We start from the raw sequence: 22,462 nt of genomic DNA, 5'->3' as shown, positions 1-22,462 counted from the left end.
GATATACCAAGTATATCTATCTGACGTTGTGACTGTCTCGTAAGAAAAAACAATAAACTTATGAGCTTGGTTCACGTAGTCTTACCATTCTATGTAAGGAGTTTTTGTCACTATGTTACCTGCTATGCCCTCACGTATGAACAGTGGTACAGATTATCAGCCGACAGCGGAGCAACTACAAGTACTACAAACAGCAAGTGAATTTGCTTATCAGATTTGGGAGAGTCGAACGGTTTCATGTCAGACGTTTTTGCGTAGTTACCCTTTGAGTAGTACGCTAACCCGTCAACAAATCGATGATCTGATACAAGATTATACGCTGGATGAAAACTACCAACTCGCTGATGAAGCCAAAGTCATGAGCGGCTTGCGTAATTTGCGTACATTGCTGATGATGCGCTGGATTTGGCAAGACGCCTTACAGATGATCAGTCTTGAGCAATTGACCGATGAGTTGTCTGAATTTGCAGATGGTTGTATTTCTTTTGCTAAAGGCTATACCTACCAGCACTTAGTTGCTAAATATGGTGAACCAACCTTTATCAATGCCCAAGGTAATGTACAGATTGATGATATGGCAATCATGGCTATGGGTAAGCTTGGCGCTCAGGAGCTGAATTTATCAAGTGATATCGACCTAATTTTTGTGCATCAAGCGCGCGGTGAGACCAATGGTGACAAAACCAAAGGCACACGTAGTATAGACAACAAACGCTTTATGACTAGGCTTGGTCAAGGCATCATTAAACTACTCGATAACAAAACGGCTGATGGTTTCGTGTTTCGAGTGGATATGCGCCTGCGACCATGGGGTGATGGCAGTGATTTGGCCATTCACCTGTCAGCATTACAAAAATACTTCAAGATGCATGGGCGGGCGTGGGAGCGTTTTGCTTGGTTAAAGGCGCGCGTCGTTGGACAAATAGAACAGCCGTTTTATGATGAGATACAGGCACTGATTAAACCCTTTGTGTTTCGTTACTACGTTGACTATAGTGCATTCTCGGCACTTAGAGAGATGAAGTCTCTCATTCAAAATCAAGTGGCACAGCGTGAAGATCTAGATAATATCAAGCTTGGTGCGGGCGGTATCAGGGATATTGAGTTTATTGTACAAGCATTTCAGTTGATTTATGGTGGCCGGCATCCCCAGCTACAAACAAAACCTTGTCTACAAGCAATGAAAGTGTTGCGTGAGCTTGGATATCTAGAGCAGTCAACCTACGATAACCTGCAAGCTGCGTATCGTTTCTTGCGCCGGCTTGAGCATGGTATTCAAGCAATCAATGATCAGCAAACTCAGCGCTTACCACACGATATGCAGTGGCAGCACAATCTAGCCGTGACGCTCAATTTTGAAAACTGGCGTGCATTGCTAGATCAGCTTAATTGTCACCGAGAGCTCGTCAACGTACCATTTGAGCGTATGGTCACCGAGCGTCAAGTACCTGATAATGAAGACACTGATCTCGAGCCCGAACGCTTAGATGAGCAAATTGCTCGTTTAAATGAGGTATTAACAGAAGATAATCGCGAGCTATTGCAGAGCTTCTGGCAATCAAAGATGGTGGTGAATTTAAGTGAGGAAGCAAGAGAGCGCTTAGATGATGCTTACCCTGTTATTGTCCATGCGCTACTGGCCCATCAAGAGCAGCAAAAACTTGCTAATGCCGCCTTGCCTCGACTGATTTCATTGCTTGAAGCGATTTGCCGTCGTTCCATCTATCTGGTCATGATTGCAGAAAACCCTAATGCAACGATTGAGCTGATCCCGATGCTGTCTGCCAGTCCATGGATTGCAAAAGAGCTGGCACAGTATCCTGTATTGCTAGACACCTTTTTACAGCAGCGCTATCGTCATTTGCCAGACAAGCGCGAGCTACGTGATATTTTGCGTCAACAGCTGCTGCGCGTCGAGCCGAACGACGAAGAAGAGCTACTAAGCGTTTTACGATTATTCAAGAAAAACCAAATATTGGCTGTGGCTGCGAGCGATGTATTGGCTGAGCGCCCAATCATGAAAGTATCGGACTCTTTGACATATATTGCCGAAGTAGTACTGGAGGCCGCACTAGAGCGTGCTTTTGCCGAGATCGTCAACCGTTATGGTTATCCTATTGGCCAAGATGGAGACCCTGTCACCGAAGCGGACTGTGGCTTTGCTATCATTGGTTATGGGAAGCTTGGCGGCTTAGAGCTCTCATACTCGTCTGACTTGGATTTGGTGTTTTTGCATAAGATAAAAGAGCGGGGTATGACCACAGGCGAAAAATCAGTGAGCGGAATGAAATTTGCTGCGCGCTTGGTGCAGAAATTGATGAACTATCTCAATACCCAAACGCGAGATGGCAGAGCATACGAGATTGACATGCGTCTACGCCCTTCAGGCAATGCTGGCATGATGGTGGTGTCTTACCATGCGTTTGAAACGTATCAAATGGACAAAGCCTGGTCGTGGGAACATCAAGCGTTGGTACGTGCCCGAGCAATTTGTGGTGACAGACGGGTGACGGCGCTTTTTTGTGATATTCGCCGAGATGTGTTGGCGTTACCACGGACATTGGATCAAGTGCGTAGTGAAGTCACCAGTATGCGTATTAAAATGCAGAAGCATTTGGGCACCAATCAGTGGCAGCAACAAGCGGGCAAGTTCCATCTTAAACAAGATGCAGGCGGTATCGTAGATATTGAGTTCTTGGCACAGTTTGCAGTATTGGCTTATTCGCATGAGTATCCAAGCTTGACCAAATGGAGCGACAACGTTCGTATTTTCGAAGAGGTTGCCTTACTTGGTATATGGCAAGAGCAGGTCTGTCAAAATTTGAGCGATGCGTATCTCAGGATACGCGCTGCCACCCATCAACTGGCATTATCAGAGCAGTCGTTGCTGGTCGATGAGTCACTCTGGCAGGAGACACGCGCATTGGTACAAGCACAGTGGCAACATCTAATGGGTGTCGAATCTGCCAAAAAGTGATACCGAGATTTGTGTTATTAAGGTCTTGCTGATAGCTACAGAGACGCTTACACTGTAGGGCTCTATGATAATTGACAAGCGCAATTAAAAGCCATGTGCTGCCAAACCAAAAGATTTCGTTTGCCAACACGGCCAGTGATATAATCGGTCGCGCATCGTCATAGCACTGCCAGCCATTTGTCATAATAATGCTGTATTTTAAGCAGTAAATAAGGGCACTGCAGTGTTATCATAGGGTGTTAATCACTACTGTTAAATAAAACCTACCTAAAAAAGTTAGACGTCAGTGCTAGCATAAGGACTATAAAATGAATATGGCAACACAAGATGGCAAGCTTTGGATGAATGGCACAATAATTGAACAGCCAGATGCTAAAGTTCACGTGCTCACACACAGCTTGCACTACGGCATGGCTGTGTTTGAAGGTGTGCGCGCTTACCAAACGGCTGACAATCGCACCGCTATTTTTCGCCTAAAAGAGCATACTGAGCGTCTGCTTGGTTCAGCAAAAATCTTCCAAATGGATGTACCTTTTGATGCGGCCACACTAGAGCAAGCCCACAAGGATGTAGTCAAACAAAACAACTTAGCAGAAGCGTATATTCGTCCACTCATTTGGGTTGGTGCAGAAAAACTTGGTTTGTCTTCGCGTGAAAACAGCATCAATGCTATGGTTGCCGCTTGGCATTGGGGTGCTTATCTTGGTGAAGAAGGTATCAAAAACGGTATCCGCGTAAAAACATCTTCATTTACGCATCATATGACCAACGTGACCATGTGTAAGGCAAAAGCATCAAGCAACTACCCTGTGTCTATCATGGCGAACCAAGAAGTCACTCGTAATGGTTACGACGAAGCGATCCTCATGGATCCGCAAGGGTATGTTTGCCAAGGTGCTGGCGAAAACTTGTTCTTGGTAAAAGATGGTGTGTTACATACCCCAGATTTAGCGGGTGGTGCTCTTGACGGTATCACGCGTCGCACCATCATTCAGTTTGCTGATGACTTAGAAATTAAAGTCGTTGAGCGTCGTATCACTCGTGATGAGTTCTACTTAGCAGATGAAATCTTTATGACAGGTACAGCCGCTGAAGTTACGCCTATCCGCGAATATGATGATCGCATCATTGGTAACGGTGGCCGCGGTGAAATCACTGAAAAACTACAAACCTTGTATTTCGATGTGGTTCATGGTCGTAATGAACAATATATGGATTGGTTAAGTTTTATTGATTGATAATGTCATTACTTTAAAGACCGAAAAGGCTGAACATAATTGTTCAGTCTTTTTTTTATGCTAATATAGCCATCATATTTATTCATAAGATTAAAGCGAGCAGTCGATGCCAATAGATTCTAGTACAGCCGATAATAAAAACATCAAGCAAATCATTTGTATCAAATGGGGCACAAAGTACGGTGCTGATTATGCCAACAAACTTTATGGTATGGTGTCTCGCAATATCACACCGCCGTTTCGTTTTGTTTGTTTTACCGATGATACAACCGATGTGCGTCCAGAGATTGAATGTCAGGAATTACCACCACTTGATATTACCATGCCAACCAATACACTCGGTAAATGGCCAAAATCTCGTTTATGGGGCGAAAAGCTAGGTGATTTGACAGGCACAGTACTGTTTGTAGATTTGGATGTCATTATAGTAGATAGCCTCGATCCTTTCTTTGAGTACGGCGCGCCAGATGACGTTATTTTATCTTATAACCCGAGTAATCCATTAGAGCGCTTGGGACAGACGTCTTGCTTTAGATTTCAGGTAGGCTCACTTGTGTCACTACAAGAGAAGTTCAAAGCAGATCCACAAGGTATCGCTGATGAATATCGTTTTGAGCAGCGTTTTGTCACTCGTAATGCGCCAGGTGGCGTGAAACTGTTTCCAAAGGCATGGGTCGCCCATTTTAGACGTAAGTGCCGTCAGCCATTTCCACTTAACTATGTTAAAGAGCCAAAGATTCCTAAAGGCGCTCGTATGGTTATCTTCCCTGGCGACTTATATCCGACCCACGCTATTGAAGGTAGATACAACAAAAATGCTGCCAACAATGCCAAAGACCATCTGAAAAGACTTACTGAGCCCAAAAACCTAAAAAGACCACTACGTCATTTGCGTCATTTTATTTTGCCAGTAGGGTGGATTGAGAAGTATTGGAAAGAGTAGGTTACAAGTTCTGAATGATACCGGAGCGTCAGTCTTTTAACAAAAATAATATTAGTAGGTAAGCCATAGTTCATGTCTCAAATTACCAAAAAAGTTGTGTTAGTTATTAATTGTTTGCAAGGTGGTGGCGCAGAGCGTTCAGTACTTACTTTAGGTCAGGGGTTTTATGAATTAGGCTATGAGGTTCATATATTAAGGTTTAAACCGCTTGTAGAATACGATCTCAATCCCAACTTGAACTATCACATGATCAGATTCAAGCCTTATAAGCTAATACCGAGTAGTCAACTTCGTTATCAGTTGTTTGCAGCTAAGGTTGATAGATATATAGTAAGTAAAATAGGACAGCCAAATATTATTTTATCCAACCTTTATCCATCAGATAGAATTATGGTTCATAGTAAATTACCTAATCTAATTTACGTCATTAGAAATACCGTTTCCAATAAGTTTGGACTGTCAAATAACACTAGTAACGATAAAAAAGTAAAAGAGCTTCGCCAAATTTACGAGAGTAGACCTTGTATTTGTGTTTCAAAAGGAGTGGAGAATGATTTACAAGCAAGCTTAGGCTCCTGTGTCACTAGCAGTACCATTTATAATGCGTTTGATAAACAATTGATTCAACAACTGGCTAATGAATCAATTGAAGGCCAATACGATAATATTAAGCCAAGACAATATATTCTTCATGTAGGTAGTTTTAAGATAGAAAAAGCGCATGATGTTCTACTAAAGGCTTATGCGAAATCTTCTATGGAATACCCTCTAGTACTACTAGGTAAAGGGAAAATGCTTGAGCAAACAAAAAGGCTGGCTCAAGACTTAGGTATTTCAGAGAAAGTTCTATTTCTAGGTTTTAATAAAAATCCTTACCCTTATATGAAGCATGCTAGAGGGTTTGTTTTATCTTCAAGATCCGAAGGTTTTGTTAGGGTTATACCTGAGGCATTAGCATTGAATGTACCCGTGGTAAGCACCAACTGTAAGTCAGGTCCAAGTGAGATGTTACCGACTAATAGCCTTGTACCTGTAGATGATGTTGATGCTTTAGCGAGTAAAATGACCCTATTGATGGCAAAGCCTGAAAGTTTTCTGTTTGATTTTGATGAACAGTTTTTACCGAAGAACATTGCTCAAAAATATATTGATTATTTAACTTCTTCGTGAGATTACCTTATATCAGTTATTGAAATTTTTGAAAAATATAGACGGAATTACTGTTAGATAATTAACAGTCAAATAATTAAAAATAATATGGATTTCTTAATGGTTAACAGTGTTTTGACAGTTTCAAAAAGCAGATTAGAGGGTGAAGTTGCGTTAGCAGGTGCTAAAAACTCAGCATTACGTTTGTTGGCGGCTAGCATATTGTCTGAAAATAGCATTATCTTAGAAAACTATCCTTCCCAATTATTAGATGCGCAAGTACATGTAGATATGCTGCATGCTTTAGGTAAACAAACTGAGCTTGTAAATGATGACGTCATTATTATTAAAGAAAATACCAGTATAAGAACAGATTTAATATGGGATGGTCGCTCTATTAGAAACACATTATTGATACTAGGAGCGTTAGTGTCTCGTTTTGGAGAAGCTAAAGTCCCACTGCCGGGCGGTTGTAAGCTGGGCGAACGTAAATATGATTTGCATGTTATGTTGTTAGAGAAACTAGGAGCAACGATATGGGAAGAGGGTGACTATCTATGTGCAGAAGCGAGAAGTGGTTTAGTAGGAAGTGATATACATTTACCACTGCGTTCAACAGGAGCTACTGAGAACGCTATCATAGCTGGATCGTTAGCTCGTGGTACTACACGTATTTGGAATCCACATATACGTCCAGAAATAATTGACTTGATAACAATGCTCAATGGTATGGGCGCTCGTATTAAAGTGTTTGGGCAAGAACATATCGAAATATCTGGCGTCGAGCGGTTAAATGGTATTAGGCATAGAGTGATAGCTGATAATATGGAAGCCATTACATGGCTGGCGGCAGCAGTTATCACTAAAGGTGATATAGAGATTCATGACTTTCCTTATAATGATTTAGAGGTTGTTCTTAGTCATCTGAAAGCTGGAGGAGCAAAGCTTTACCAAGGTGAAAGATCACTTATTGTACGCGGTGGTTGTTGCTATCCACTTGAATTAAGTACTGGGCCTCACCCAGGTATAAATTCAGACGTACAGCCCATTCTAGCGGCTTGGGCTGCACAAGCTCAAGGTGAGTCGCGTATAGTAGACTTGCGTTTCCCTGGACGTTATGGATACGCAAAAGAAATGGCTCGTATGGGAGTTGACTATGAAATCTCTGGTGATATGCTAAAAATTACAGGTAAAGGTGGTGGTTTGTTAGGAGCCGAAGTGAAGGCTCTGGATCTAAGAGCTGGTATTGCCTTGACACTATGTGGTTTAGCTGCTGAAGGAGAAACCGTTATTACTGATGCATGGCAAATCGGACGTGGATATGTTGATCTTATACCTAAATTAAAGTCTCTTGGTGCAAACTGTGGTGGTAGTATCGGATAAATACAAATGAATACCTTATATCAGAAAAAAATTAATGAGATATTCCCTGAAATCATAGAGTTCGAAGTGTCTTTGTCTAAACTTAGCCAATGGAAAGTAGGGGGAAAGGCAGACATTATTATTCGGCCAAGAAATAAAAGCGAATTAATCAAAGTTCGACATTGGTTGTATTTGAACGGTATAAAATCCCTCATAATAGGTAGTACTACTAATTTACTATTCTCTGATGACGATATACACGTTGTTATTATACAAATAGGGAATAATTTTTCAAAAGTAGCAGTAAATGGCTCAGAGATCATTGCTGAGCCTGGCATATGGGTACCTAGTCTGGCTAGGCTGGCCATGCAAAACAGTCTATCAGGCATCGAACATACGTGCGGCATACCTGGGACACTTGGCGGCCTTGTTGTCATGAATGGTGGTAGTCAAAGAAAAGGTATTGGTAGTGTAATCACCTATGTAGAAACTATCGATAACCAAGGCAATATAAAGCGTTATGACAACTCACAATGCAATTTTTCTTATCGCCAGTCAATTTTTCAGAGTACAGATGAAGTGGTCGCTGAAGTTGGCTTAAAGCTCAACAGTAACCGTGATAAACATCATATTCGTCAAGATATGTTAGACATTCTTCATTCACGTCGAAAAAAATTTCCTAGGAAACAACCAAACTGTGGCTCAGTATTTGTTAGCAACCCTGATATGTATGAAGATTATGGACCACCAGGAAAAATTATTGAAGGGTTAGGACTAAAGGGCATGAATCAAGGTGGTGCACAAATATCAGAACAGCATGCCAACTTTATCGTAAATAACGGCAGTGCTCAATCTAAAGATATTTTGTACTTAATTAATGCTGTCAAAGAGACGGTATACAAAGAAACAGGTTATAGAATGGTCGTTGAAGCAAGATTTGTAACTTCTAATGGAGAAATTACTGGCATCTAGTTCTATAAATAGTAATGAGACTCAGTTCAAGTGAAGCGCGTTAGTAGACTATACATTTAGAACTAACAATATTTGTTAACTTAGCATTCCTTTAAGTCTATGTCTAAAAGACTTTGTTCTGTGCTTGAAATGTAGCTTCATATTGTGAAGCCGTAACATGAAAAAGTTCCATCTGGAGATTCCCGGCTCGTTTTGATTGCTGTGATATATATCAAGTACTTTTCTAGCTCCTACATCTACATTAAAATCTGAGTTGAAGATATCATAACCGAATGCGCTCAGTTTATGTCTATAGGCGCTGTCTGTTATTAAATCCAAAACATAGTTTGGATCACAGTATTCGCTTAATTGCTCAGGCACTATAGTTCTTTCTGAGAAATTATCCTGCATGGCATAAGCCGCGGTCCTTTCATTAAACAAACATGGATAATCAAAATTAGAAACGGGAAATAGTAGAATTTTACCAGCAGATAGGGCTTCCATAGCACCGCGACCAGTACCAACTGCCGCATCACAAGACCATAATAGTTCAGATGCTTGTGACGTATAGCCGCTATCAGAATAGATAGATAATGATACATTCAGCTGTTCTGCATAACTCCTTAACCTTTCCGTAACCTCTACTGACTCTTCATAACCAACAAAGCTCAGATGTATAGGAAAATTCTTGCTTTGAACGTGTGAACAGAACTTAATAGTATCTGTTAATGTCTTAAAATAATAACTGCCAATTCTACCTATCTTTAAAACGTTAAAAGCGTGCTCATTACGGATCTCGTGGATTTGATATTGCCTGCTTTTCTCATATAATGCAGGTTTTGCTCTATTAGGAATAAGGTGGACATGTGGGTAGTTATTTTTTTGTTTGGAAAAATAGTCATAGTCTTTTTTATGAAAAACAATCAAAGAGTGTACTTTAGGGTAAAATTTTTTTGGTACTCTTCCTCCACATTTTGTAAGTATAAAGGAGGTCTCTGTCATTTTTGCGATATGTGCACCAATATATGTAGATTTTGCATCGTAAGCATGAACAGTAGTGAGCTCAGATAAACACTCTAATTCTACAAGCTTAGCAATAACGTTTTTCACGCCCTTTTGTTGCTTATGTAATTTAGTAGAAACAGAATGAACATTTTGCATACCTAATAATGCTGCTGGCAATGAAACGCTATCTCCCATTACAACGGTTACGATTTGTCTGTTTTTAGCTATAGTTTCGGCCATTTGTCTCAATGAGTAATAGTGCCCGCCACGTCCAGTATTAAAACCTGAGTAGTTTGAAATCAAAAATAAAACCATGTACTGCTCCTCAGTAGCGGGTACTCAAAATAATTGTAAAGCTTGTCTAAACTGATATAAATATTAGATATAATATTTTTGATACCAATCGACAAATTGTTTAATACCCTCTTCGATACTAGTCTCAGGTTTAAAGCCGATATCCTCTACTAACTCATCTATATCAGCATAGGTAATAGGCACATCACCTGCTTGCATGGGTAATAAGTTTTCCTGCGCTTTTTTGCCACATGCGTCTTCGATAGCAGTAATGAAACGCCGCAGTGTAACTGGCTGATTGTTACCAATATTATAAATCTTGTAGGGGGCTGTTGCTGTTGTGACAGTAGAACACTGAGGAGAGGGCGCTTTGTCGATTGTACGAATAATGCCGTTGACGATATCATCAATATACGTAAAGTCACGCTGCATAACACCATTATTGAAGACGTTGATGGGTTCGCCCGCCAAAATCTTCTTAGTAAATGAAAAATATGCCATATCAGGACGACCATAAGGGCCGTAAACCGTAAAAAAGCGCAGACCTGTGGTAGGGATATTGTATAAATGACTATAGCTATGTGCCATTAGCTCGTTTGATTTCTTCGTAGCCGCATACAAGCTGATAGGAAAGTCAACGCAGTCAGCGGTGGTAAATGGTTGTTTGATATTCATACCATAAACAGAGCTCGAGCTTGCATAAATCAAGTGCTTGATATCGTGGTGACGGCACCCTTCTAATATATTGACGAATCCAACCACGTTTGAGTCGATATAGGCATTTGGGTTTTCGATAGAGTAGCGTACGCCTGCTTGAGCGCCCAGATTAACAACGGTATCGAATTGATGGGTGGCAAAAAGCTCAGACATGGCTTCGCGATCAGCAAGGTCTAACTTGATGAACGTAAATGTGTCTGGCGATGCTATCTCACCTAATATTCTTAAACGCTCTTTTTTTAAATCTACATCATAATAGTCATTGATATTATCGATACCAATAATACAATATTCGCTATCAGATACGCCCGTTTCCAATAATGCTTTGATTAAGTGGAAACCAATAAAGCCTGCCGCACCAGTGACTAAAATTTTCATTAATCGTTCCCAAATAGATCTCTAGTAAATACTTTGTCCGCCACATCTTTTATCTCATCAGATAAGCGGTTGGCGACAATCACATCACTCATTGACTTGAAGCTATCTAAATCCTGAATAACCTGCGAGTTAAAGAAATTATCTTCTTTCAACACAGGTTCATAGACAACGACTTCAATCCCCTTTGCTTTGATACGCTTCATGATACCTTGGATCGCAGACGCTCTAAAATTATCTGACCCGCTTTTCATTACTAAGCGATGTATGCCTACGATCTTTGGCTGTCTTTCGATAACTTTATCAGCAATAAAATCTTTGCGAGTTCTATTAGAATCGACAATAGCCTTGATCAGGTTGCTTGGTACTTCATCGTAATTTGCCAGTAGCTGCTTGGTATCTTTGGGGAGACAGTAACCGCCATAGCCAAATGAAGGATTATTATAATGATCACCAATGCGTGGGTCTAAGCCGATACCTTCGATGATTTGTTTGGTGTCAAGTCCAAAGGTTTGAGCATAAGTGTCAAGCTCATTAAAATAAGCCACGCGCATCGCTAGATAGGTATTAGAAAATAACTTAATCGCTTCAGCTTCGGTAGATTCTACAAATAATAGCGGTACGTCCTTTTTGATTGCACCTTCAAGTAATAAGTTGGCAAACACGTGAGCCTGCTCAGACTGTGCACCTACAATGATTCGAGAAGGGTAGAGGTTGTCATGTAGTGCTTTACCTTCGCGCAAAAACTCAGGTGAAAAAATAATGCGATCAGTCGCGTAACGTTCTCTGATACTTGCTGTATAACCCACTGGTACTGTGGACTTTATGATAATAGTCGCTTGCTGGTTGACTAAGAGCACTTGTTCAATGACCGCTTCTACTGTGGAGGTATTGAAATAGTTGGTCTTAGTATCATAATCAGTTGGTGTGGCAACGATGATAAAGTCAGCATCTTTGTAAGCTGTACTGGCATCCAGCGTCGCAGAAAAATTGAGGTTTTTATGCGATAAAAAGTCTTCAATATCTTCATCTTCAATAGGAGATTGCTTGGTATTTAACATCTCTATCTTTTCAGCAACCACATCGACAGCGATAACTTCATTGTGCTGTGCTAGTAGCATTGCATTTGATAAACCTACGTAGCCTGTACCTACGACTGTTATTTTCATAATATATCCAAGTAATGTTTATGCTTTTATTGGTTCAAACCAAAATTGGCTAGTTCTTATAGTTGTTTAAGATTGGTAGCTACTCAAGCTTGAGCTAACCTGCCTTAGGCTTATTCATTAATGCTTGCTACCACAGAGGTAGGTAGATAAGCTGCGAGTTTGTGTGTCATGGCTTGGCTGATTTTCTTGTACAAATCTGTCTCAAGAAGATCTAGGCTTTGGATACAACCGTACTTAATAGATTTATCTTCTAAAGCAGTAATAAAATCATCGACACTACTCTCATTTTTCAGATAATTGACAGAGGTATCAGATTTTAAATGTACTTCACTCTTTTGAATTTTCAGATGATTCATCAGTGTTATAGGATTGACCTGTGCAACATCCCTAAATTTATATTTTATCTGCTCTTCTAGCAGTTTAGGGTTATTTAACAGGTGAGCTTTTAAAATATTTCTATCAACAATATGAGGGTAGTGGTGTATCTCAAAAAATTGATCCATACCTAATATTTTAGCACTTAACATTTGGGCTATAGTATGGCGTGGTTGAACGGGGGTACCAAATAATTTCAAGCGAGATTTTCGGAAATTAAGCTTAGCGCTCAAAACAGCATTATTGCGCCACTGACCGTGAATGATCAGGTTGTTACCATCTAAGAAGTCATCTATCGTCACAGGCTGGTTAAAAAAGAAATCATCATTCATATAAACAAAATAGTCGGATAGCCCTTCGATATTCCATATCATTGTCTCAATTGACCGAGTATTAAACGTAGGCAAAAACTGCTCATAACCTGAAAATATTTCTTTATGATCGACGATACGTATTTTATCTGCTGAACAGATATTTTGCTTGGCAAACTCGTCGATGAATGCAGGTTTCTGTTGGTCTGTGACAATATAGATATGACGAACAAAAGGCACGTATTTGATGACAGAGGCAATATTATAATATATCTCATCATCGCTTGCGAAACGCGTCGCAGATGTCGCATCTGACGCTACTGCCTTACCTGACTTATAATGCTCTCTTTTTTGTTTGAGGATAGGATCTGCGCCATCCACCCAAGCGATGACAACGTCTACTACTTTTTCATTAAGCGGCTTCATAATAGATCCTACCTTTTGGGAATACATTTTATCAAAATGCTATTATTTTTAGTAGTGACGTTAGCTCAGCTACGATATTTACTGATATCAGTGTTACCAAGGCTTCATCAATTTATAACAACAATGTTTATCACAAGTTTGCTATGGGCAGGCAGACCAGTTACGCCTATACTTAATTCAGTAAAATTAGGAGGGCAAAGGTAGATGAGACTAGCATATAAAGCCAGAATGCTGCAATAAATATGGCTATTGATACACTTATTTGGGCAATCAACCATACTAATACGCTTACCAAGCTAAGCTGAGACACGCATGCCACCCGTTATTTTATTTATTCTAAAAGCGCTTGAAGGTCGCGGTGCTGAGCGTATGGTTACTACGCTAGCGAGTACTTATGTACAGATGGGCTATAACGTACATATACTATGTCTGGAAGGGACGCAGGATATGCCGTTGGATGCTGGTATTCACTATCATGTCGTACCATACGATGAAGTGTTTATTGAGCAAAATCTTGATCCAGGTTCCAAACAGGCACAGGCTTATAAGAAAGTTGCGACGCGTATTGACAATTATGTGCTTAGTCAAATAGGAACACCAAATCTAACCTTGGTTAACATTTATAAATTGAACTGGATCATGACGTATAGCCGATTGCCGAATGTCGTAAACGTGCTACATACAGCGCTATCTAAACAGTTCGAGCATCAGTTATTAGACACACCAGTACAGACTCTTAATCATTTAAAAATGGTGTATGGTGCACACCCTTGTAGCTGCGTCAGTGAAGGTGCACGTAAAGACTTAGTCTCGCTTTTAGGAGAAATGACTGCTACCACAACAATCTATAATCCTTGCGACGCTGCTTGGATCAAAAGCAAATCATCGCAAACATCACATATTGAAGCATTTGGTTTAACGCATAAACAGTATATGATTCATGTTGCCTCATTTGACACTATGAAGGGGCATCGCGAGCTATTACAGGCCTATGCACAGACGGCGCAGAAGCTGCCGCTAGTACTGGTGGGTAAAGGCACGCTTGAAACAGAGATTAAGGCGTTAGCAGTTGAGCTTAATATTAATAACCATGTTAGGTTTTTGGGTTTTCAGACCAATCCTTATCCTCTGATTGCGTCAGCGGCATTGATGGTGGTCACCTCTAAGTTCGAAGGTTTTGGCTATGTTATTGTCGAAGCGCAAGCACTTGGTGTACCCGTGATCAGTACCGACTGTCCTTTTGGTCCAAGGGAGTTGTTACCAACTAAAAACTTGATAGCTGTCGGAGACATTGAAGGATTAGCCATACTTATCGATCAAGCGGTAGACAATCTTATACGTTATATCGTGCCGTTAAATGAGCAACTATTGCCAAAACATATCGCGCAGCAATATTTGGAATTTGGTCTCATGTCGAATGTACTAGGTAATGAAAGTTAGAAAAAAGATTATAGACCATCAAACAAATCTTTGGAGACGGGTGAATGATTGATAACAGCAACCCCATGTGCTCTGTACGCTCTACCCAGTAAATTAAACGAGGGTACAATGCGCTCGCTCATAACTTTACTCAATGTACTTGGCGCACTGTTGCCATCATTTTCATAAAAACGCGGTTGATCACTATTGAGTAAGTCAATACCGTATAGATGAATAGTAGCTGCAAGACGAGAAAAAGCCAGTTGGGTGGCGACATAAGCAACGGTACCTGCCTCGACAAATCCATGAGTGACATTAAGAGAAACGCCAATTTCAGCAGCGCTATGAGTGCTCGCAATAACAAAGTTTGGATGATTTATAAAGTAAGACAACGGCATTTTTTTGTTCAGTCGTTTTTTCTTAAATATAAGCTTATTGAATGATAGCTTATTTGACTTAACTCCCCACGGTCTATCTACTGGGTACAATACCCGCATGGCATGATGGTAAGTGCGCATGATGTCCGGGTGAGTGGTTGCCATTGCTTCAAAGACAGCCAATGTCGCGTACAAAGGTTGACCCGTATAATGCTGCCGTAAAATTTCAGGTTGATGATTGATAAAGCGGGCATCACTGATAACATAGCCGACAATATCATTAAAGTCATGCTCTGCGGTAAGGCTGATACTGCCGTTTACAAAGATAGTTGGCGTGTCTGATAAATCTGATAATACCAGCTGCTGTATTGATGGGCCTGAGGCGATAATATTGACGTCTTTTCCAAGCAAACTTTGCTCTGCTTCATTAGCATTAAAAGCACTGATAATGACGAGCTCGTTATCGATATTGAAACTAGCAGTAGTCGGTAACCTTAGATACAACGCCATACTATTTTCCAGTAGTTGACCTCAATTATTTGATATTTTAATGACTAAACGTTTACTGCCAGTGTTCTTTTAACCAAGGACTTGGCTTCACATGCCGATACCATTTACCGCCACTACCAGCAATGGCGTCTGGTGGATTAATCTCACCATGGAATATAACAATCTTTGCATTATCAGGTAGCGTAGGCGTCCGTACAAAATTAAATGGAATGGGCGCGATACATTGGTATTTGAAACTCACGCACCATGTTTTGTCCCAGTACTCCAAGTGATGGTGCTCACGCAAGTAGTTAGACAGGTAGGCTTGTTCATGACGCACTTGCGTACGAATGGTCTCAAAGTTGCGCTCAAAGTTTGCCAATAGATCAGGGTAGGTGTTCATACCAATATTAAAACGATAGACAGAGCTGTTACCAATCATGCGCCATGGTTTTTTCCAGTCGCGAATGATGACCACGCTGTCTTCATGCTTTGCTTGATACATAAAAAATGCATCGATATTATCGACAATCACAATATCAATATCCAAAAATAGTGCCACACCTTTTAAATCATACAGCTCAGGCTTAAAGGTTGTGAGCTTTTTCCAGCCCCGTTCAGGACCTGCGGGCAAATCCATCTCAGGTATGGGGTAACAAGCAATCGCAGGATCGATACCTGTACTGTCATCGGTCAAACAAACCATTTGAAAATCTAGTGTCAAATGACGGCTTACCATGTTGTAAAGACGATTGACGTATTCGGGACCATATTTATCACCCCATTTCATACAAATAATATAACGCTGTTCAGTATTGTTGCTACTGCGCTGCGCTGGGTCTGTAGGTACGGCTTTGGTTACGTCAGATGTCATAATACACTCGTGATGAGATAATGATAAAGTGAATATAGGATAAATAAACAAGAAAAGAATTTGAAAGCTAGCCAATATTAGCATAACTGTGATTGATGATATGTCTAAATCATTGAGTGATAGCACGGTTATGACTTACGATTATTGAACTCGGTGCTATCGCTGAGAATCGTTAAGATCATTGTTGGAACGATCAATAGTAGTATGATGTGCTTGAATAAAGGCTGCTAGCTTTGCTTTATCCTTTCGGTAAGGGTTGCCTAGATTCGGTATACGTTTAAATCGTCGGTAGCCCCACATATAATGGCTGAAATGATCGTCAATCATATGCTCCATAGCCTGATTGAGTGCGTAAGTTGCCGTTTCGACATCACGATCATACAGTGCTGGATTATCAAGATTATAGCAATAGATATCGAAACCTTGTCCATCAGTACGGCGAATACATGAGAGGCCGACCAATGCACATTTGGTTTTGCTAGCAAGTTTGGAGGCGAGGGTGCTGGTTAATGTCTTGATACCAAAGAAGGGTACCACAACGCCGCCTGACGGATCTGGGACATGGTCTGGCAGTACAATGCTAAAGCCCCCTTGCTTAAGCGTCTTAAACACAGCTTTGACACCGCTACCATCGGTAGGGACCAACGTAGCATTAAGGCGCGCACGACCTTGCAAGATAAAATCGTTAGCGAATCTGCCGTCTACGGGCTTATACATAATGGTTGGCGAACCAAACTGATTGAGCCAGGCATTCATCATCTCCCATGTACCAAGATGGGGTACGATAGCAAGCATCCCATTAGGATTGGCAAGACCTTCTAATAGAATGTCTTTATTATGGACATCACGAATTTGAGCAATGCTCCATTCAGGTGGCATTGCCCAGCTTTTGATAGATTCGATACTGGTCAAACATTGATGATAGATGATGTCTTTAGTTAGTGCGCGTTTTTGCGGCTCAGACAATGTGTTAGTAATCAATGCCATATTGATCTGAATGGTGCGCATAATACTCAGACTGGGTATCTTGACGATAACCCAAGCGGCAAAACGTGCCAGCATCTGCAGTACAGACAGTGGCACGAATTTGAAAATATGATACGGATTCATAGCCACTCACATGGCAATGAATCACGCAACAAGCACAGTAGGTAGCAACTACGCATCATCAAAGGTTTTATTGAGCAGGTTTGTTGGCATCAGCCTGTGCTTTTTCACGCACACGGATACCAAGGTCACGTAACTGTTTGCTATCAACTTCAGCAGGTGCTTGAGTCAATGGGCATTCAGCAGTTTTGGTTTTTGGGAAGGCAATCACGTCACGGATAGAGTCTGCACCTACCATAAGCATAATTAAGCGATCCAAACCAAATGCCAAGCCACCATGCGGCGGTGCACCAAATTTCAATGCATCAAGTAAGAAACCAAACTTGTCTTCTGCCTCTTGCTCGCCGATACCTAGAGCATCAAGGACAGCTTGCTGCATATCGTAAGTATTGATACGCAAGCTACCACCGCCAACTTCCGTACCATTCAGTACCATGTCATAAGCGATAGAAAGCGCAGCTTCTGGGTTGTTTTTCAACTCTTCAACTGAGCCTTTAGGCTTAGTAAATGGATGATGCATTGACGTCCATTGACCGTTGTCAGTCTCTTCAAACATTGGGAAGTCAGTCACCCAAAGCGGCGCCCACTCACAAGTTACCATCTCAAGGTCTAGACCGATTTTTTGGCGTAATGCGCCGATTGCGTCGTTCACGACACTGGCTTTATCTGCACCAAAGAAGATAATATCACCATCTTCTGCAGCAGTACGCTCAATTAAGCTAACAAGCACATCATCAGTCATGTTTTTGATGATCGGAGACTGTAGGCCAGACTCTTTATCTACGCCATTGTTGATGCTACTTGCATCATTGACTTTGATATAAGCCAAACCGCGTGCGCCATAGATACCAACAAACTTAGTATAAGCATCGATTTGCTTACGGCTCAATGAAGCACCGCCAGGTATACGTAGGGCAGCAACGCGACCTTTAGGATCGTTAGCAGGGCCAGCAAATACTTTGAAATCAACATCTTTCATCAAGTCTGCAACGTCGACCAGTTTCAATGGAATACGTAAATCAGGCTTGTCTGATGCATAGTCGCGCATTGCTTCAGCATAAGTCATGCGAGGGAACTGCTCAAACTCAACGTCCATCATGGTCTTGAACAAATGCTTGATCAGACCTTCGTTGATGTTCATGATCTCTTCTTCGTTTAAGAAAGACGTCTCGATATCGACCTGAGTAAATTCAGGCTGACGATCAGCACGTAAATCTTCATCACGGAAGCATTTAGCGATTTGATAATAACGGTCAAAACCTGACACCATTAATAATTGCTTAAATAGCTGTGGTGACTGCGGCAGGGCAAAGAAGTTACCAGGACGCGTACGTGATGGTACGAGATAATCACGCGCACCTTCAGGCGTTGCACGAGTCAAAATAGGCGTCTCGACATCCAAGAAACCATGATCGTCTAAATAGCGACGAATTGCTGAAGTTGCCTTGGCACGGAACACCATACGCTCTTGCATTTGCGGACGACGCATATCAAGATAGCGATACTTTAGACGCAAGTCTTCTGATACCGTGGTTTTTTCGTCATTCAATGGGAATGGCGGTGTTTCAGATTTAGCCAATACTTCAATTTCTTTGCCCAATAGCTCGATCTGGCCACTGGTCATATTATTATTTTCAGTACCTTCATAACGACGACGTACGCGGCCAGTGATTTTTAGTACGTATTCAGGACGTACCGCATCAGCGGTTGCGAAAGCTTCTGGTGTGTCAGGGTCGACCACGACCTGCAAGATACCAGCGCGGTCACGCATGTCTAAGAAAATCACACCACCGTGATCGCGACGACGATGTACCCAACCTACGATGCTAATGGTTTGCTCAAGTAAGCTCTCGGTTACGGCTCCGCAATATTCGTCTCGGTATTCGCTATGCGTCATAGTGCTTTGCGTCATAATATAGTTATCCAGTTATCAGCCCAATTCGAAATACAGTAATGCAGCCATTGCTGTGCGTTTCAAGCGATTTGCAAAAAAAACACACAAACAACGCGATCAAGACAAAGGGTCATCACGTTGGCTGCAGAAAATTTGATATAAACGCATATTATGCCTAATATGCCCTTGTTATACAACCGGCTGAGTTCAATCAAAGTGCAGCCATGCACTGGTATCGGCTGTATTCATTGAGCGATATCTAGATTAGGTTAAATATTGTCATTTTGCTTGAAAACACCAACAAGCGTGCGCATATCAACCGCACCTGAATAAAAACATCTATATTGATATATCTACTGACTTGAGGATTTGTAATCATGCTATTTCATCCCCCTAAAAACCCGGTTGAGCTAAAAGTAAGACATCTAAATGAAGCCCAAAAACAGCGTCGCGAAGATTTGATGGAAGCGACCCAGGGCAAAGCCGCGCTTAAAGCATTTAAAAAAGCAATGGCAAAAAAAGCCAAGCAAGCCCTAAAGACAAAAAGCAAAAAGCAGAAAAAAAATACTGACACTGCGTCACAAGTTTTTGTACTCGACTTTGACGGTGACATCAAAGCCACTGCCGTCAATCATTTACGTGAAGAAATTAGTACCCTTATCAGTACAGCGAATAAAGGCGATGAAGTGATCGTACGTCTTGAGTCAGGCGGCGGTTTAGTGCATGGTTATGGTCTGGCAGCCGCGCAATTGGTGCGCTTAAAGGACGCCGGTCTAAAGCTGACAGTATGTGTTGATAAAGTGGCAGCGAGCGGTGGCTATATGATGGCGTGTGTGGCAGACAATGTTGTGGCCGCACCATTTGCGATTATTGGCTCAATTGGCGTGGTATCACAATTGCCAAATTTCCACAAATGGCTCAAAAATCACGACGTCGATTATGAAATGTTTACCGCTGGCGACTACAAACGTACGGTGACTGTGTTTGGGGAAAATGACGCCGAAGATCGTGCTAAGTATCAAGAAGAGCTAGAGCAGACGCACGAGCTATTTAAGCATTTCGTTAATGCTTACCGCCCAGAGTTGGATGTTGCCAAAGTAGCCACAGGTGAGCACTGGTATGGCGAAGACGCGTTGAAGCTCAACCTAGTTGATAGCTTGCAGACCTCTGATAGCTATATTTTGGAGCGTATGGAAAACAGTGAAGTGTATGCATTGCATTCACGCCAAAAGCCAACACTTGCAGAGAAGCTGGGTCTGGCACAAGCTGCCGAAGCAACCCTTAGCATTGCAGTGGATAAATTACCGGATGCATTAGCACGTTTTGAGTTAAATAGTCGTCTAAATATTTTAAAATAGCGTTAGATATCATTATGATGTCTAATAGTTAGTGTTTTAGTCGCTCTACTCTTAGCTGTGCATTGTTTGTATTTTGTAAAAGGCGTGCCCTAGCTGGTCGCGCCTTTTTGCTGTTTATTCATAATTGCTGTGTTATAAATGTAGCATACTAAAAACAGTATACGTCCGTACACTAAAGCTTGCGCTAAAGGTCTAACAGCGCTTTTTATCAAAACTCGATTTAGACAATCAATAAAGAAAAGGAAGTCATTTATGTCTAACGACAATTTAATGTTTACCGCAACAGAACATGGTCAAGCCATGCATGCCAAAGTCAAAGCGTTCATTGAAACGCATATTGAACCCATCGAAGCCCAGTTCTGGGAAGAGTGTCATAAGAAAAACCCTGACGGTAACTGGGAGAACTGGGAATGGCCAGAAGCCTATGACAACCTACGCAAACAAGCGCGCGAGGAAGGATTGTGGAACCTATTTTTGCCAGATGATACTTTAGGTGCAGGGCTTTCGGTCACTGATTATGCGCCTATTGCAGAGCTGACTGGTCGTAGTTTGCTTGCGCCACATGTATTTAACTGCAATGCGCCTGATAGCGGTAACATGGAGCTACTATGGCGTTATGGTACACAAGAGCAGCAAGACAAATGGCTCACGCCGTTGTTAGAAGGTGAGACACGTTCTGTCTTTTGTATGACTGAGCCTGATGTGGCATCAAGTGATGCCACCAATATGCAAGCAACTGCTGTGGTCGATGGTGATGAAATCGTCATCAACGGTAGCAAATGGTGGTCATCGGGTCTTGGTGATCCTGCAGTTGATATTCTAATTGTTATGGCTTATACCGCTGACGAAACTGCCGGACGTCATCATCAGCATTCGATGGTATTAGTTCCAGTCAATACTGCGGGTGTTAAGATCAAGCGCATGCTCAAAGTATTCGGTGATTATGATGCGCCGCATGGTCATGGCGAGATCAGCTTTGAGAATGTACGTGTGCCAGTCAGTCATTTTATCGGTGGACCAGGCAAAGGTTTTGAGATTGCACAAGGCCGCCTAGGACCAGGTCGTATTCACCATTGCATGCGTTGTATCGGTGCGGCTGAAAAATCACTAGAATTGGCTGTTAAGCGCGGCATGTCACGTACCGCTTTTGGTAAGCCATTACTACAATTGGGCGGCAACTTTGAGCGTATCAGCGATGCCCGTATCAAGATTGATCAAGCACGCTTACTAACCCTTTACGCGGCGCAAAAAATGGACGCCCAAGGTACCAAAGCGGCATTGACTGAAATCTCTGCTATTAAAGTAGTCGCGCCAACTGTACTACAAGAAGTGGTCGACATGGCGATTCAAATTCATGGCGGCATGGGTGTATGTCAAGACACGATGCTACCAGGGTTCTATGCCCAAGCCCGTGTACTACGCCTCGCAGATGGCCCTGATGAAGTACACCAAACGATGATCGCCAAGCTAGAGCTAAAACGTCAAGGTTTTAGTCGTTCTAAATCTGACAAAGCTTAAGACTCATCAATAGGTGTGAGTAAACCTGAAGTTGCTCATACCACTATTGCCGAAAATAAAAAAATTGAAAATTCACTATTAACGATTTAGTAGTGAATTTTTCATCACTAACAGTAGCTCATTGCTATTAAATA

At 41.7% G+C, this 22,462-nt stretch carries 17 protein-coding genes; 9 read left to right on the top strand and 8 right to left on the bottom strand.

Annotated elements, in window-relative coordinates; genetic code table 11:
* The first annotated feature begins 112 nt into the window (after nt 1-112).
* From glnE to murB, 6 genes are all read left to right on the top strand, one after another.
* Nucleotides 113-2,977 carry a bifunctional [glutamate--ammonia ligase]-adenylyl-L-tyrosine phosphorylase/[glutamate--ammonia-ligase] adenylyltransferase gene (gene glnE / locus ACTXGL_RS00395; RefSeq protein WP_443524095.1) on the top strand — a complete coding sequence of 955 codons (2,865 nt, stop codon included), beginning with the start codon at nt 113-115 and terminating at the stop codon, nt 2,975-2,977.
* 308 nt (nt 2,978-3,285) lie between these two features.
* Complete coding sequence (locus ACTXGL_RS00390) at nt 3,286-4,215, top strand: branched-chain amino acid transaminase (RefSeq protein WP_443524093.1); 930 nt, start codon at nt 3,286-3,288, stop codon at nt 4,213-4,215.
* Nucleotides 4,216-4,321: 106 nt separating this feature from the next.
* Nucleotides 4,322-5,158: a glycosyl transferase gene (locus ACTXGL_RS00385; RefSeq protein WP_443524091.1), complete on the top strand. Its 837-nt coding sequence runs from the start codon at nt 4,322-4,324 to the stop codon at nt 5,156-5,158.
* 72 nt (nt 5,159-5,230) lie between these two features.
* On the top strand, nt 5,231-6,328 hold the full coding sequence (locus ACTXGL_RS00380) for a glycosyltransferase (RefSeq protein ID WP_443524089.1): 1,098 nt from the start codon (nt 5,231-5,233) through the stop codon (nt 6,326-6,328).
* 99 nt (nt 6,329-6,427) lie between these two features.
* Complete coding sequence (locus ACTXGL_RS00375) at nt 6,428-7,690, top strand: UDP-N-acetylglucosamine 1-carboxyvinyltransferase (protein WP_443524087.1); 1,263 nt, start codon at nt 6,428-6,430, stop codon at nt 7,688-7,690.
* Nucleotides 7,691-7,696: 6 nt separating this feature from the next.
* Nucleotides 7,697-8,641: a UDP-N-acetylmuramate dehydrogenase gene (gene murB, locus ACTXGL_RS00370; RefSeq protein ID WP_443524085.1), complete on the top strand. Its 945-nt coding sequence runs from the start codon at nt 7,697-7,699 to the stop codon at nt 8,639-8,641.
* A 75-nt stretch (nt 8,642-8,716) separates the two neighbouring features.
* On the opposite strand, the gene ACTXGL_RS00365 is transcribed toward murB, so the two are convergent.
* The 4 genes from ACTXGL_RS00365 to ACTXGL_RS00350 form a co-directional block, all read right to left on the bottom strand.
* On the bottom strand, nt 8,717-9,940 hold the full coding sequence (locus tag ACTXGL_RS00365) for a glycosyltransferase family protein (protein ID WP_443524083.1): 1,224 nt from the start codon (nt 9,938-9,940) through the stop codon (nt 8,717-8,719).
* Nucleotides 9,941-10,003: 63 nt separating this feature from the next.
* Nucleotides 10,004-11,014: an NAD-dependent epimerase gene (locus tag ACTXGL_RS00360; RefSeq protein WP_443524082.1), complete on the bottom strand. Its 1,011-nt coding sequence runs from the start codon at nt 11,012-11,014 to the stop codon at nt 10,004-10,006.
* On the bottom strand, nt 11,014-12,180 hold the full coding sequence (locus ACTXGL_RS00355) for a nucleotide sugar dehydrogenase (RefSeq protein ID WP_443524081.1): 1,167 nt from the start codon (nt 12,178-12,180) through the stop codon (nt 11,014-11,016). Before ACTXGL_RS00355 ends, ACTXGL_RS00360 begins: the two co-directional genes overlap by 1 nt.
* A gap of 110 nt (nt 12,181-12,290) precedes the next feature.
* The gene (locus ACTXGL_RS00350) at nt 12,291-13,292 is read right to left on the bottom strand and encodes a Stealth CR1 domain-containing protein (protein ID WP_443524079.1); all 1,002 of its coding nucleotides are present in this window, start codon (nt 13,290-13,292) and stop codon (nt 12,291-12,293) included.
* 312 nt (nt 13,293-13,604) lie between these two features.
* On the opposite strand from ACTXGL_RS00350, the gene ACTXGL_RS00345 reads away from it, so the two are divergent.
* Complete coding sequence (locus tag ACTXGL_RS00345; protein WP_443524077.1) at nt 13,605-14,732, top strand: glycosyltransferase; 1,128 nt, start codon at nt 13,605-13,607, stop codon at nt 14,730-14,732.
* Nucleotides 14,733-14,740: 8 nt separating this feature from the next.
* On the opposite strand, the gene ACTXGL_RS00340 is transcribed toward ACTXGL_RS00345, so the two are convergent.
* The 4 genes from ACTXGL_RS00340 to aspS form a co-directional block, all read right to left on the bottom strand.
* The gene (locus ACTXGL_RS00340; protein ID WP_443524075.1) at nt 14,741-15,598 is read right to left on the bottom strand and encodes a hypothetical protein; all 858 of its coding nucleotides are present in this window, start codon (nt 15,596-15,598) and stop codon (nt 14,741-14,743) included.
* Between the two features lie 52 nt (nt 15,599-15,650).
* Entirely contained in the window at nt 15,651-16,451 is an 801-nt protein-coding gene (locus ACTXGL_RS00335; RefSeq protein WP_443524074.1) for a glycosyltransferase, read from the bottom strand.
* A gap of 156 nt (nt 16,452-16,607) precedes the next feature.
* The gene (locus ACTXGL_RS00330) at nt 16,608-17,561 is read right to left on the bottom strand and encodes a lysophospholipid acyltransferase family protein (RefSeq protein ID WP_443524073.1); all 954 of its coding nucleotides are present in this window, start codon (nt 17,559-17,561) and stop codon (nt 16,608-16,610) included.
* 67 nt (nt 17,562-17,628) lie between these two features.
* Nucleotides 17,629-19,455: an aspartate--tRNA ligase gene (aspS, locus tag ACTXGL_RS00325; RefSeq protein ID WP_443524817.1), complete on the bottom strand. Its 1,827-nt coding sequence runs from the start codon at nt 19,453-19,455 to the stop codon at nt 17,629-17,631.
* Nucleotides 19,456-19,829: 374 nt separating this feature from the next.
* Here aspS and sohB point away from each other — a divergent pair, with 374 nt between their 5' ends.
* Together sohB and ACTXGL_RS00315 are read left to right on the top strand one after the other, a co-directional pair.
* Nucleotides 19,830-20,810 carry a protease SohB gene (gene sohB, locus ACTXGL_RS00320; RefSeq protein WP_443524072.1) on the top strand — a complete coding sequence of 327 codons (981 nt, stop codon included), beginning with the start codon at nt 19,830-19,832 and terminating at the stop codon, nt 20,808-20,810.
* Between the two features lie 270 nt (nt 20,811-21,080).
* Nucleotides 21,081-22,328: an acyl-CoA dehydrogenase family protein gene (locus tag ACTXGL_RS00315; RefSeq protein WP_443524815.1), complete on the top strand. Its 1,248-nt coding sequence runs from the start codon at nt 21,081-21,083 to the stop codon at nt 22,326-22,328.
* Nucleotides 22,329-22,462 lie beyond the last annotated feature (134 nt).

Origin of the sequence: Psychrobacter sp. T6-6 (assembly GCF_052258185.1) — a bacterium.
Taxonomy (GTDB): Bacteria; Pseudomonadota; Gammaproteobacteria; order Pseudomonadales; family Moraxellaceae; genus Psychrobacter.
This window is presented reverse-complemented; position numbering and strand designations above follow the sequence as displayed.